We start from the raw sequence: 12,181 nt of genomic DNA, 5'->3' as shown, positions 1-12,181 counted from the left end.
CCCATAATTGCTAAGATATACCCTATTCATAGCAATTGACCAGTTTTTAAGACTCTGGAGCTTGAGGCAATTGCTGTTGTGGTGTATTGTCTGATTCATGCAGTACTTGTTGTTTCAGACTGGCCAATTCGGCATCAATACTGTTGCCAGATTCTAAGGAAGCAAATTGTTTTTGTAAGTCATCACTATCTAGTTGACTGATAGCTGCTGATTGTGCTTCTATTTGCCAGACTTTTTCTTCCATCCGCTCAAAAGCATTCAAACTACTGGTAGGGGAAACGCCACTCAGCATTTCTTGGAGTTTATAAGATGCTTCTGCCGAACGGGCGCGGGCGATATACATATCTTTTTTGGTTTTGGCTTCCGAGATTTTGGCCTCTAGCGATCGCATATCTGTTTTCAGACGGTTGACAATTTCTGTTTGTTGCCCAATTTGATTCGACAAAGATGTGGCAGTTTCTTGGTAAGCGCGACGCTTTGTTAAAGCTTCTCTGGCTAAAATTTCATTGCCTTGTTCTAGGGCGAGTTGGGCGTTGCGATACCATTTTTCCGCCGCAGCTTGGGCGGCTATGGCTTGGCGTTCTGTGCGTTTTTGGGTAGCAATTGCTTGTGCTACACCTTGCCGTAATCGCACTAAATTGTCTTGCATTTCGGCAACGGCTTGTTCCAAAACTTTTTCTGGATCTTCTGCACTGCCTATCAGACTATTAAGGTTAGCCTGAATCACCCGCAGGATACGCTTGATCAAGTCCATTTCAGCTCTCCATTCACTTTTGCCAGTTGACAGGCAGAGCATTTTCTCGATGTTTTCCTCATCCTATCTTAGATGTTGATCACTTATGGTTGCTGCACCCGTGCTTTAATTCCTTTGGCTTGTAGTTCTTGTAATCTTTGTGCAACTTGTTCTTTGGTTTTTAAAGCAGCAAGATGAATCAGTTTCTTGTCGCTTGATAAATAAGCATCAGCAACTAGTTGCCGTGCGGTTACAAAACTGCGATCGCCTTCATTATCCATAACGATATGAAAAAACCCATCTGCTGCTGGTTTGATTTCGGTATTTACCTGTGGTGAAGTGACTAGAGGCTGTGTTGTGGCGATGGGTGGTACATTCAATGGTTGTACTGGCTGCACCTCTGGTAAAGGATTAACGGCTGGTGGGGCAATTACCACAGGTGGATTTACAGGTGCGACCGCATTTGGCGGAGTTTTTGGTTGTAAACCCACAATATCGTTAGGATCTTTCAGTTCAGGAAATTCTTTCGCCGCTAAGTTGGGATATTTGGGTATGGGAGTGAGTTCGGTTGGATTTTGGGGCTGAGATTGGCTGGCGGCTGGCTGAGTCTGGGTTTGATTGGTATTAGTTGCAGAATTGCTGTTAAATATTTTATCTAGACTCAACTGCGGCAAGCTTTTGGGATTAAAAACTACATAGCCCAATGTCAAACTAGCCATTAACAATAGCAACATAGAGCCGATACCCAAAGGCGATAGCAAACTATCTTGGGAATTACTGGGTGGCTTGGTTGGTTGTGGTTGTTCATCATTTAAACTCCGCAGCAAAGCCTCACTTGATTCTAAGTAATCATCAGGTTGAGTCGGAGTTTCGTTGGTTGACATCAAATTTTCACCTTCAGCCGTCTTGACAGTTGCAGGCACTATACTGCTAGTCGCATTGGGCGATGGTAGGGGTATTTGAGTTTGCTGGGAATCGGTAGAAGATGTTGGCTGGGGTGGCGTTGTTGTTTCAGTCTTGGCTACTGTGACTGGTTTTTCGATAGAGACTTCCGTCACAGGTGCAGGCGGTATACTGGTTTTAACTTCTGTGACAGGTATTTGAGTTTTGCCAGTTAATGCCGTGATTGCTGTTGGATTTTGGAGTTGAGTGTTAACGTTACTGCCTGTTTGGGCTTGATAAGCTGTCTTGGCTGCTATACGTAAACGACGGTATCTAGCCAACTCTTGATCTAGCTGCACTTCTAAACTGGCCAGGGCTGCGGCTAGTGCTGGCTTCAACTCAGGTGTTTTAGATAATTGAATACCGGAATCTATCGGCGAGTTTTGACTCATTACCTGTCTGCCTCAAACCTAGACTGTTAGTTTAACTTTAGATAATTTGTGCCAATGGTAGCGAAAAATTTCGCATCACTATAGACTTTCTTGAACTATCTTGAATTTCAGCAATCAGCACTTGGAAGTAAAGATGTCTTTGAAATCAGTCAATGATATTTTAGGCTGTTTAGAACAGCAAGCCAGATGGCAAGAACAGCCATTCCAAAAAGTGCTGCATTTTTGGGCAGAAGTGGTAGGTGCGGTAGCCGCTAAACACACCCAACCAATCATGATTCAGCGAGATGTTTTGCGCGTGGCAACTTCCAGTGCTGCTTGGGCGCAAAATCTGGCTTTCAAACGCCAAATGATTCTTTTAAAGTTAAATCCAAAGTTACCTGCGCCGTTGGTTGATATTCGCTTCTCGACTGCTGGCTGGCAAAATTCATCAGTCAAACCCCAACCAACCACAAATACACCCCAAGAACATCCTAGTTATCTGGGAAAGACGGGTGCTGTTCAGCCTGATGCTGTAGCTGCACAAGAAACTCCTGAAACTGCATTTGGGGAATGGGCGAAAAAAATGCAAATGCGATCGCATAATTTACCTTTGTGTCCCCAATGTCAATCTCCCACACCTCCAGGTGAACTCCATCGCTGGCAAGTTTGTGCAATATGCGCGTCTAAGCAGTTTTGAAGAAGGCAGGAGTTAGAGGGCAGGAGGCAGGAGGCCGTTGCTGAGTAAATATACTAATTGCTCTTTCATCCAAGGCTCGTGAAATAAGTTTCATCAGAACAACCTTCTGCCTCCGATTGATGAATCTCGACACTTCGGCAAGCTCAGTGCATCGCTTCGCTCGATTACCGCGTAGCAGAACCACTGCCTTTCTGTAACGATAATTTTTAATACTGAGTTACTTATGTAAACAATATTTAATAAAATTGATATTTTTACAAAAAAAATCGCAAAGCTTTTGTAAATTTCATATTTTCTATAGGTCTCCCGGAAAATACTTAAGAAATCTAGAGTTAATTCCAGGCTTTTCCAGAAACAGTTAGAAATTATTAACTGGGTTAATAGCTGAAGTGTTCTCCCTAGAAATCAAGATTTGGCTGATAGCATCCAACTTGAATGACATAAAAAGTCATTTATCAAGGAGATTTCGCTGTGCTGGACTAGGAGAAATCTATCCTTTTGCTGATTTTTTTCTAAAAATTAGGTTTAAAAATCAAGTCTGATTAACTTCTAACTCAGGTGTTAAACGGATGTGGTTGTCATATAGATTTTTGGTTTAACTAAAATTTTTACCAGGATTTTAGGTAATTTCCATATTCAATTTTTCTTTGGATATCTCCTTTCTGAGTACTGATTGACACATCAAACTTTTGATTTTTAACGTGACTGAGGACTAGATTGAGCAAATAGTATTTCTCAATCTAGCAATTTTTCCTGATGACATCTCAGTAATAACTATGTAAGTTTCAAGCTTAATGGCTAAATTAAATACACAATTTTATCGTTAACTAGCTATATAAGGTGGATAAAAAAATTAAAGTTAAACTCAGCTTAAATCTAAACTTTTAGTTTTAACCTTGATCCCTAGCTATTTTTAGCTCAAAATTAGTAGGTAGCTACTTTAGCAATCATTTACAAATATAACAAGATTCTAAAAACATCCTGAAGTTTATTTTTCTGTTGGGATCGCTAGAACCTAGAGTAAATAATCATTTGTTGGCAATATTACGTATTTATATCTAGGCGCAAAATATAAACATATCAAACAGCCCTGAACAGCACGAAAGATGAACTCAAATGAAACCGATAAAATTTTTGACCTCTGCCTGTAGATATTGTCGTCATTACAAACCAGAAGGTCGCCGTGGCGGAACTTGTCAACAGTTGGGAGCGCATGTGCAAGCCAGTTGGAAAGCTTGCGCATTAGCGATCCCACCTTTTGCTCCTTCTTGGGAAACTTTAGAAGATTCTTGGAGTTTGCCGGATGGAACACCAGTTTTAGATGGTGTTCATTCTCTAGTTTCTGTGGCAGACAATATAACAGTTGTGCCTATAGAAGAAATAGCTAATTTAATTCCTGAAGAGACTGAGGCTAAAACAGTAAGTGCTAATTTAGCAACTATTTCTTATTAAACTCAGTTTATAGACATTAAAAAAATATTTCTCTTGAAAATTGCTAGTGCTGTAAACGTTGACATCTGGAAAAATCGCACCTCATACCAATTTTGGTATACCTGACGGTGCGATTTTTGCTATTTTTAAGGCAACCAAGGGAAAGAGCGAAAATTAGGCGATCGCTTTTCTAAAAATGCTTGCTTACCTTCCGCACCTTCTTCGGTCATGTAATAAAGTAAAGTTGCATTCCCCGCCAGTTCTTGTAAACCGGCTTGTCCATCACAATCGGCGTTAAATGCAGCTTTCAGACAGCGAATAGCAATGGGGCTTTTTTGTAAAATTTCTTGCGCCCATTGAATACCTTCATTTTCTAATTCTTCGACCGGCACAATACAGTTAATTAAACCCATATCTAGGGCTTGTTGAGCATCATATTGCCGACAGAGAAACCAAATTTCTCGCGCTTTTTTCTGTCCCACAATGCGGGCGAGATAACTAGCACCAAAACCACCATCAAAACTGCCGACTTTGGGGCCAGTTTGACCAAAAATAGCATTATCAGCCGCAATGGTGAGGTCACAAATCAAATGTAAAACATGCCCACCACCGATCGCATATCCCGCGACTAAAGCAATTACGACTTTTGGCATCGAACGAATCAATCGCTGTAAATCCAGCACATTCAAGCGAGGAATCCCCGCATCATCAACATAACCCGCCTGTCCCCGCACACTTTGATCACCACCAGCACAAAAAGCGTACTTGCCATCAGTGTGAGGGCCAGCCCCAGTAAATAGAACTACCCCAATACTTGTATCTTCACGGGCATCACAAAAGGCATCGTAGAGTTCAAAGACTGTCTTTGGGCGGAAAGCATTGCGCTTGTGGGGACGGTTGATGGTGATTTTTGCAATACCATCGGTTTTGTGATAAAGGATATCTTCGTAGGTTTTGACAGATTGCCAGTTAACTTGCATGAGAATGAATTGCGCTATTGTGCTTGAGAATTTTATCGCGGACTGAGAAGCGATCGCTAAAATTTTCTCTGTCAAAAAGTCTGACTTGTGAAGTATAAAAAACAAATTATATTGATTTCAGAAGAACCACGGGCTATTCGAGAAGCAAGAGAGGAAGAGGCGCGACGCTCATTCTCCGACAACTAAACCGACGAGTAGGTGCAATTTCCGATGAACTTCAGCGCCAGATTCAGGCGTTATCGTTAGAACAGGTAGAAGCATTGGGTGAAGCTTTATTGGATTTTGTGGTGATCGCGGATTTAGAAACTTGGTTACAGGCACACGCTACTAGTTGAGAGCGATATCACTACAGTAAAACGATTATGGCAGAGAGAGATGGTTTCCTTGATGAAGTAGCTTTTTAGCCTTGTTATATTCAGCCCTGAGATATAAACAATACCCTTGGGAATCCTATTATTAGGATTGCTTATCTTAAAGGGTATAAAAATATGAATGACCTTAAATCTTTACTAGATCGTGCTTCATTAGAGGATAGGAAAGCATTGGCAGATATTCTTAAAGCCTCAAAACCAACAGTCGATGCTATTGTTAATCGTCTATGGGAGGCAAGTCAAGATGCTGCAATTTATATATTTAACGAAATATGTGATGATCAACCCAGCTATCACAAAATAGTTAAGAAAGCTGCTAAAAAGTTAAAAATTAAATGTGGTAAATATGAATCTGCTAGTGAGATGGAGGTAAAAATTACACAGAAGGTGATGGCAAAAATCTTGGAAAAAATGACTCCCGAACAAAAGCGAGAAATGGAACAGGAGTTAAGAAAAACAGCATCACAATTTGATAAAGGCGGTGAATTATTAGGAAGTACTAGTATTTTTATTGCTTTAACAACTGCTCAATTGTCTGGTTTTGGTATTTACTTACTAGCTTCAACAACATTAGGTACGCTTACGGGAATATTAGGAGTTACTTTACCTTTTGTTGCCTACACAACAATGTCAAGTACAATAGCGGTAATTATCGGCCCAGTTGGGTGGATAGGTGCAGGACTATTCACTGCATGGCAATTGACAAGCCCTAATTATAAAAGGCTCATTCCAGCCATTATTTATATTTGCGCCTTAAGAGCAAAATTAGATGGAGGTTTTGCTTAATGATTTTTGAATAATTGCAAGATGTCTGATTTTCTGCACTGATTGCTTAATCATGCTTCGGTTACTGAGATTCACTTCAGAATATGAAAATGTCTGGTTATCTCAACTAAACCTTAATGATGAACATCTTTAAGCTTGGTTACTTTATTATCGACCACAACTACATATACTCCTCTAGTAGCTAGATTTTGTATCATCCAGTTGTCTTTTACTATGATCAATTCGTAACCATTGCCTTTTACATATTCAGTAGCTTCTTCAACTGTTTTCCCAATGAGAATTCTTTCATTTATCATGACTTCTTTCTTTTAATTTATGAAATATGAGTTATTCTCCTAACTTTTAACACATTTAAATCACAATAGCTTACGCAAATTTTCCTAAATTTTCCTGTCGCCATTTAGCATCGGCTTTCCGATTTGTCTGCAACTCTAAAACTCTGATTCCTTGAGTTGGTAACGAATTTAGTTTTCTCTGTAACTCTTGCCAAGAAGTAATTAATTCATGCTGTACACTGTATGTAGCACACAACTGAGCAAAATTAATATCCTGGGGTGTGCCGAAAAATTCTTCAAAGGGTGGGTCGAATTTGGCGATAGGCAACATTTCAAAAATGCCACCGCCGTTGTTATTAATTAAAACGATTGTGAGATGACCGACAAACTTATTGCGGATTAAAAAACCATTGGTGTCATGTAATAATGCTAAATCTCCTGTCAACATCACGCTGCTTTGTTGACGATGGGCAATTCCTAACGCGGTGGATAATGTGCCATCAATCCCATTTGCGCCACGGTTAAAATATGCCCGCACTCTTAAATTATTCGGTCGCCAAAAATACTCTACATCTCGCACAGGCATACTATTGGCAATAAATAACGGCGTTTCTGGGGGTAATATTTGAGACAATAACCAAGCTGCTTTCCCTTCAAATAAATTCTCCATTGTCGTCATAGTTTGGTCAACGGCAGCCCTGACTTTTGCTTCTGCAACACACCAATTTTGCAGATATTCCGATGGCGAATTTTGATTGTGACTTTCCCTGGTATCCAAAGTATCTACACTGATTCGTAAATGTGTGGTTTTGCCGTGGAGTGGGTCAAGGTTTTGGTCGCTGGGGTCAATTACCCAGCGTTGGGGTTGTGTTGCATTTAACCAAGTCCGCAGTTCTTTACTGGTAGGCATATCTCCGACCTGAATCACCATTTCGGGTGCTAACTGCTTGGCTAATTGCTGATTACGTAAAATCAGGTCGTAGGTGGAAATTAAATAGGGGTTGAGGTCGGCGTAGTTTCTCAGTGGCGAGAGTCCCTCAGCCAGAACAGGCCATTGCAGCGTTTGGGAAAGTTTGGCGATCGCTCTACAATAATTTTCAGGATTTTGTGGTTGGGCAACTCCGGCAATAATTACACCGCGATCGCAATTTTGCCATACTGAGGGCGTAGGGAGTGGGGAGTAGGAGGTGGAAATAGTATTGGTGACGGCTGTGAAGAATTCTTCTGGGTCAAACTGAAAGTCAGTACCGTCGGGAACTGGCGCAAGGGGGTCACGGAAGGGAATATTCAAATGTACTGACCCTGGAGTTGGTATTTGCGTTCTTTCCCAGGCATAAATCACCATTTGTCGTAAATAAGCCAGCATTTCTGTATTTGCTGAGGGCAAGGCTAACTCAGTTTGCCAGTTGGGATAACTACCATATAATTTCACTTGGTCGATGGTTTGACCAGAGTGACAATCTCGTAGTTCTGGTGGTCTATCAGTTGTTAATACTATTAGTGGTATGCGGCTTTCTCTGGCTTCTATCACGGCTGGATAAAAGTTTGCCCCTGCTGTACCAGAAGTACAAACCAGTGCTACAGGTCGTTTGGTGGCTTTAGCAACTCCCAAGGCAAAAAAAGCCGCAGAACGTTCATCTAGAATAGATATAGCTTCAATATGTGGTACTTGTTGAGCAAAGGCAACGGTTAAAGGTGTGGAACGAGAACCAGGACAAATTACAGCACAAGTTAAACCTAGTCGCTTTAATGTCTCTGTCAAGACAAAAGCCCAAAGTTGATTAACATTCCTATAGGCGACCAGCATTCAAATCCAAGGTAGCTATCAGACAATATTCATTCAATTGTGACATTTTCCCATACTGAGACCAAGTTGCACTTGAAGATTAAGTATTAGGACAAACTCTTGTCAAATTACCAAGCAGCAGTAAAATATTGAACGGTTCCAACTTCAAAGAAGCGATCGCTTGAATGCCTGATTCTTCACCACGGTTTTCTCATATTGATCCTGACGCTAAAGCACCTTCCTTGAGGCGACTGCGCCAGTTAAGTCGCGTTATGGATAAAGCCATCACTATTCCTGGCACAGAAGTGAGTGTAGGTTTAGATCCATTATTAGGACTGTTACCTGTTGGTGGTGATGTTTTAGGATTGATATTTTCAGGCTACATTATCTTAGAAGCTGCTAGATTAGGTGCGCCTAAAGCTACTTTGGGCAGAATGATTTTGAATATCATCATTGATAGCTTGGTAGGCAGTTTACCTATAGCTGGAGACTTATTTGATTTTGCTTGGAAATCAAATGAATATAATCTCAAGCTGTTAGAAGACCACTTAAAAATTCCTGGCAGTACAAAAAAAGCAGATACTGGGTTTGTGTTAGTTGTTTTAGTGGGTTTATTATTGCTAGGCATTGTTTTAATCACAATCCCAATATTATTAATTAGCACTCTGTGGCGAGTATTCACTGGTGGTTAGTGTAAAAGAATGAAAGATTGGTGGCAAGAAACTTTTCCTCAAGGTCGGCAAAACATCATTATTACTGATGCTCAAGGGTATCCTGTGCAGATTGCTTATGGAGAAAAAGGTACAGGTAAGCCTTTAATTTTAATGCACGGTATGGGGAGTTGGAGCTATAACTGGCGTTATAGTATTGAACCATTATCGAAATATTTTCGAGTGATTTGTTTTGATGCTAAAGGCTTTGGATTTTCCGAAAAACCTTGTTTACGACGAGAATATGACGGTCATCAAGTAATTGAATTAGAACGGATTATTCAAGAATTATGTGATGAACCTGCGGTTGTAGTTGCTGAGTCTTTAGGGGGCTTAGTTGCTTTAGCACTAGCACAAGAAAAACCAGAATTAATCGCGCGGTTAATAGTAGTTAATGTGCCAATTTTTGCTGACCGTTTACCGCATTGGGCAATGTCGATTTTAGCTCATACTCCCATTGAAGTTTTGCAAGCAATAGATTCTTTGCGGTTAGCGTATTTCGCTGCACCACTCGTCAGAGAAATTATGGCAATTGAACGCCGGAGAGTGCTATTTGACCCATCAATTTTGTCACAGGAAGATGTCTATTGGATTACTTATCCTTTTACAGAAATTCCCGGAACATTGGTAAAAGTTGCCGAAGATTTACAACTAGCGGCGCGAGAAATTGAAAACTTGCAAAGTAATAAACCTAATATGCTCACGAGAATTCAAAGCAAGTTATCTCATATTGAGTGTCCTACACTAATTTTATGGGGTGATAAAGATAGTTGGTTTCCTGCAAGTCACGGTGAAAAACTACATCAAAGTATTGCTAATTCTCAATTTCAAATCTTGACTGATTGTTATCATGATGCTTCTACAGGTTCAGCCAAAGTAATTAATACAGAAATTTTGAAATTTTTACAGGAAACAAATTTTATTTAGTTAGCAGCATCAAGTGTTTTGAACCCGCCTGTGCGTGTTTTGTCTGTGTAGCAGAGCCAGTGCGTTGGGCGGCTTTGCCGACTTGAAGCAACTGGCGTGCGACTTCAGTCGCTTGGTGCAAGATGTAAATTAACAGCTTATCCACCGATATTAATCAGATGTAGCGGCTTCTAACCAAATTTCCACATCATCTGATAGTAATTTTTCCGCAGCTTCTAGCATAGTTGCGGCGATTTCCTTGAGGTCTTCACGATTATTTAAGTAAGTTTTCAAGGCTTCCATTGGGTCGATGCTGTTACTTGCACTCAATTCAGGAACACGGGGACGCGCTAATTGACTGAGTAATTCTGGTTGAATGGTGTAAGTGTGGGCTGATTGTAAGGCTGTGTGTAAGGCAGCATTTTCAATCACATCTAACTGTTCAGAACGGAGTTTGTAAATTAATCGCACTACTGCATCTTGAATATCATATTTGGCGATCGCTTTTAAAATTGCTCCCTGGGGATCTTCGGCTTTGGAAATATCCACTTCAATGGTGCGGAAACTGCGAACGGGTAAGGGACAAAATTCCCAAGTCGTATTTCCCCGTTCCAGTTCAATCATTACATAGCCTTTGTCTTCTTTTTCTTCGCTAAAATCTACCCGTTCAATACTCCCCGGATAAATAACTGGCGGGTTATTCAATTTATTTAAATTTTGGTGTTTGTGGACATGGCCTAACGCGACATAATCAAAACAAGGGCGCGTCAACAACGACAACGGTAAAGTAAAACCTTTACCCACAGCTAACAAACGTTCTGCGCCTAAAGTTGCATTATCCGCCATCAAGTGAGCTAATAATACAGTCGGCGCGTCTGGGTCAAGGCGACGAATTTCCCCTTCAATCACAACTTGTAACCTTTGGGTTAATAACTCGTTGACTTCTGATAACGATAAACCTTCAGTTTCTTGGCGCGTCATTAAGGTCGAACGAGTCAACCAAGGTAGAGTAATGACTTGCACTTTACCGTTACGAGTTTGGATGTGATGAGTTGTTAATGTGTCACCCACCACAAACCCCGGTACACCCAAAGTTCGATAAATATTTAAGCTTGCGCCTCCTAAACCTTGGGAATGTTGGTCATGATTTCCCACCAACAATACTGTCGGGATATTCGCATCCACCAACCGACGAAATTGACTTGCAAAAGCTTCTTGGATATATGGCGGTGGTGTCGCATCAGGAAAGGCATCACCACCAAAGATTACCAAATCTACAGGATCTGTCAATGCGCGATCGATGCACAGGGATAAAGTCTGCACAAAATCCTCCAACCGCGTGTTTAACCCAGTCGCCGGGTTAATTCGACCGTGAGAAAAACCGCTTCCCATGTGGATATCTGAAAGATGGAGGATTTTAATCATAAAAATTTCAATAATTCCGTGTTTCCATATTAATGATAAATAAGTAGGTCGGTGCAATTAAAGATAACTAATGAGGGCTGTCATTTGTCATTGTCTTTTTAATTCACCCGATGGCGTTGGTGAGTGGATAACGATTCCCTTAGAGAGAAATTGAGATCAAACAGTACCTGCAATTAAAATTAACTTAAAAACTGGCGAGTTTCTCCCAAGATGAACTGCAAAACTTTAATTTCCGATCCGAGTAAGCAAGAGGCAATTACTTTAACTGTTGATCAAAAGCGTTATAAATTGGTACGTTGGGATGTTGCCGATACAGCCCAGATGTTGTCAGAGTCTTCTTTGGAACGATATACAGAATTAAGTTTACTTACCAAAATACCTCAAGCAGAGGCGATCGCTGTTATTCAGTGTAATAATATTTACGAACTTCCCTCCAAGCCAGTCAATGCCATCTTAGAAATTCGTCGCTGGGAAGATTTTAGCTGTATCCAGGAAATAGAGTTACCTGAATGAACCGATATACCAGGTTGTGTCACGATTACTCCCTGTCAACAGTACATCGTCGTTGTCGAATCATATACTTCGCTATTTACTAATCCAAAAGGTAAATTAGTCGTCAAGCCCCAGTTTGATGCAGCTTGGTCATTTTTTGAGGATTTAGCAGCAATTCAAATTGGCGAACAATGGGGATTTATTGACCGCACTGGTAAATATATTTGGCAACCAACCCAGTAATTATATAATTAATTTTCTCAACTTTGATTTTCT

The 12,181-nt window shown here is 40.7% G+C and carries 15 protein-coding genes; 8 read left to right on the top strand and 7 right to left on the bottom strand.

Annotated features, from left to right (window positions below):
• Window positions 1-46: 46 nt before the first annotated feature.
• Window positions 47-754 (bottom strand): PspA/IM30 family protein, encoded by a 708-nt coding sequence (locus tag H6G75_RS07195; RefSeq protein WP_190979258.1) that lies wholly within the window; start codon window positions 752-754, stop codon window positions 47-49.
• A gap of 83 nt (window positions 755-837) precedes the next feature.
• On the bottom strand, window positions 838-2,067 hold the full coding sequence (locus tag H6G75_RS07190) for a hypothetical protein (protein ID WP_190979257.1): 1,230 nt from the start codon (window positions 2,065-2,067) through the stop codon (window positions 838-840).
• A 133-nt stretch (window positions 2,068-2,200) separates the two neighbouring features.
• On the opposite strand from H6G75_RS07190, the gene H6G75_RS07185 reads away from it, so the two are divergent.
• Together H6G75_RS07185 and H6G75_RS07180 are read left to right on the top strand one after the other, a co-directional pair.
• Window positions 2,201-2,743, top strand: coding sequence for a DUF721 domain-containing protein (locus tag H6G75_RS07185; protein ID WP_190979256.1), 543 nt, complete (start codon window positions 2,201-2,203; stop codon window positions 2,741-2,743).
• Window positions 2,744-3,859: 1,116 nt separating this feature from the next.
• The gene (locus tag H6G75_RS07180) at window positions 3,860-4,195 is read left to right on the top strand and encodes a hypothetical protein (protein WP_190590385.1); all 336 of its coding nucleotides are present in this window, start codon (window positions 3,860-3,862) and stop codon (window positions 4,193-4,195) included.
• Between the two features lie 125 nt (window positions 4,196-4,320).
• Here the strand turns inward: H6G75_RS07180 and menB are convergent, their stop codons facing one another.
• Complete coding sequence (gene menB / locus H6G75_RS07175; RefSeq protein WP_190979386.1) at window positions 4,321-5,154, bottom strand: 1,4-dihydroxy-2-naphthoyl-CoA synthase; 834 nt, start codon at window positions 5,152-5,154, stop codon at window positions 4,321-4,323.
• A gap of 110 nt (window positions 5,155-5,264) precedes the next feature.
• On the opposite strand from menB, the gene H6G75_RS33760 reads away from it, so the two are divergent.
• Together H6G75_RS33760 and H6G75_RS07165 are read left to right on the top strand one after the other, a co-directional pair.
• Entirely contained in the window at window positions 5,265-5,489 is a 225-nt protein-coding gene (locus H6G75_RS33760; protein WP_190979385.1) for a DUF4351 domain-containing protein, read from the top strand.
• Window positions 5,490-5,642: 153 nt separating this feature from the next.
• Window positions 5,643-6,311 (top strand): hypothetical protein, encoded by a 669-nt coding sequence (locus H6G75_RS07165; protein ID WP_190979255.1) that lies wholly within the window; start codon window positions 5,643-5,645, stop codon window positions 6,309-6,311.
• A 113-nt stretch (window positions 6,312-6,424) separates the two neighbouring features.
• Here H6G75_RS07165 and H6G75_RS07160 read toward each other — a convergent pair whose 3' ends face one another.
• Together H6G75_RS07160 and menD are read right to left on the bottom strand one after the other, a co-directional pair.
• Window positions 6,425-6,607: a hypothetical protein gene (locus tag H6G75_RS07160; RefSeq protein ID WP_190979254.1), complete on the bottom strand. Its 183-nt coding sequence runs from the start codon at window positions 6,605-6,607 to the stop codon at window positions 6,425-6,427.
• Between the two features lie 70 nt (window positions 6,608-6,677).
• Window positions 6,678-8,393 carry a 2-succinyl-5-enolpyruvyl-6-hydroxy-3-cyclohexene-1-carboxylic-acid synthase gene (menD, locus tag H6G75_RS07155; RefSeq protein WP_190979253.1) on the bottom strand — a complete coding sequence of 572 codons (1,716 nt, stop codon included), beginning with the start codon at window positions 8,391-8,393 and terminating at the stop codon, window positions 6,678-6,680.
• A gap of 164 nt (window positions 8,394-8,557) precedes the next feature.
• Here menD and H6G75_RS07150 point away from each other — a divergent pair, with 164 nt between their 5' ends.
• On the top strand, window positions 8,558-9,064 hold the full coding sequence (locus H6G75_RS07150) for a DUF4112 domain-containing protein (protein WP_190979252.1): 507 nt from the start codon (window positions 8,558-8,560) through the stop codon (window positions 9,062-9,064).
• Between the two features lie 9 nt (window positions 9,065-9,073).
• Complete coding sequence (locus H6G75_RS07145) at window positions 9,074-10,009, top strand: alpha/beta fold hydrolase (protein WP_190979251.1); 936 nt, start codon at window positions 9,074-9,076, stop codon at window positions 10,007-10,009.
• On the opposite strand, the gene H6G75_RS07140 is transcribed toward H6G75_RS07145, so the two are convergent.
• Complete coding sequence (locus tag H6G75_RS07140) at window positions 10,002-10,154, bottom strand: hypothetical protein (protein WP_190979250.1); 153 nt, start codon at window positions 10,152-10,154, stop codon at window positions 10,002-10,004. The genes H6G75_RS07145 and H6G75_RS07140 overlap by 8 nt on opposite strands.
• Window positions 10,155-10,159: 5 nt before the next feature.
• Complete coding sequence (sbcD, locus tag H6G75_RS07135; RefSeq protein WP_190979249.1) at window positions 10,160-11,413, bottom strand: exonuclease subunit SbcD; 1,254 nt, start codon at window positions 11,411-11,413, stop codon at window positions 10,160-10,162.
• A gap of 210 nt (window positions 11,414-11,623) precedes the next feature.
• On the opposite strand from sbcD, the gene H6G75_RS07130 reads away from it, so the two are divergent.
• Window positions 11,624-11,926, top strand: coding sequence for a hypothetical protein (locus tag H6G75_RS07130; RefSeq protein WP_190979248.1), 303 nt, complete (start codon window positions 11,624-11,626; stop codon window positions 11,924-11,926).
• A 6-nt stretch (window positions 11,927-11,932) separates the two neighbouring features.
• Window positions 11,933-12,148, top strand: a complete 216-nt coding sequence (locus H6G75_RS33755) for a WG repeat-containing protein (RefSeq protein WP_190979384.1) — start codon at window positions 11,933-11,935, stop codon at window positions 12,146-12,148.
• Window positions 12,149-12,181 lie beyond the last annotated feature (33 nt).

It is taken from the genome of Nostoc sp. FACHB-280, from assembly GCF_014697615.1.
Classification (GTDB): domain Bacteria; phylum Cyanobacteriota; class Cyanobacteriia; order Cyanobacteriales; family Nostocaceae; genus Nostoc_B.
The sequence above is the reverse complement of the archived record's forward strand: the minus strand, read 5'-3'. Positions and strand labels throughout refer to the sequence as shown.

What these genes read in the sequence shown, in the direction of transcription:
- menD (WP_190979253.1), bottom strand. Translation starts at nt 8,393, where the DNA reads ATGCTGGTCGCCTATAGGAATGTTAATCAACTTTGGGCTTTTGTCTTG.
- H6G75_RS07145 (WP_190979251.1), top strand. Translation starts at nt 9,074, where the DNA reads ATGAAAGATTGGTGGCAAGAAACTTTTCCTCAAGGTCGGCAAAACATC.
- H6G75_RS07180 (WP_190590385.1), top strand. Translation starts at nt 3,860, where the DNA reads ATGAAACCGATAAAATTTTTGACCTCTGCCTGTAGATATTGTCGTCAT.
- H6G75_RS07165 (WP_190979255.1), top strand. Translation starts at nt 5,643, where the DNA reads ATGAATGACCTTAAATCTTTACTAGATCGTGCTTCATTAGAGGATAGG.
- H6G75_RS07130 (WP_190979248.1), top strand. Translation starts at nt 11,624, where the DNA reads ATGAACTGCAAAACTTTAATTTCCGATCCGAGTAAGCAAGAGGCAATT.
- H6G75_RS07185 (WP_190979256.1), top strand. Translation starts at nt 2,201, where the DNA reads ATGTCTTTGAAATCAGTCAATGATATTTTAGGCTGTTTAGAACAGCAA.
- H6G75_RS07150 (WP_190979252.1), top strand. Translation starts at nt 8,558, where the DNA reads ATGCCTGATTCTTCACCACGGTTTTCTCATATTGATCCTGACGCTAAA.
- H6G75_RS07190 (WP_190979257.1), bottom strand. Translation starts at nt 2,067, where the DNA reads ATGAGTCAAAACTCGCCGATAGATTCCGGTATTCAATTATCTAAAACA.
- sbcD (WP_190979249.1), bottom strand. Translation starts at nt 11,413, where the DNA reads ATGATTAAAATCCTCCATCTTTCAGATATCCACATGGGAAGCGGTTTT.
- menB (WP_190979386.1), bottom strand. Translation starts at nt 5,154, where the DNA reads ATGCAAGTTAACTGGCAATCTGTCAAAACCTACGAAGATATCCTTTAT.
- H6G75_RS07160 (WP_190979254.1), bottom strand. Translation starts at nt 6,607, where the DNA reads ATGATAAATGAAAGAATTCTCATTGGGAAAACAGTTGAAGAAGCTACT.
- H6G75_RS07195 (WP_190979258.1), bottom strand. Translation starts at nt 754, where the DNA reads ATGGACTTGATCAAGCGTATCCTGCGGGTGATTCAGGCTAACCTTAAT.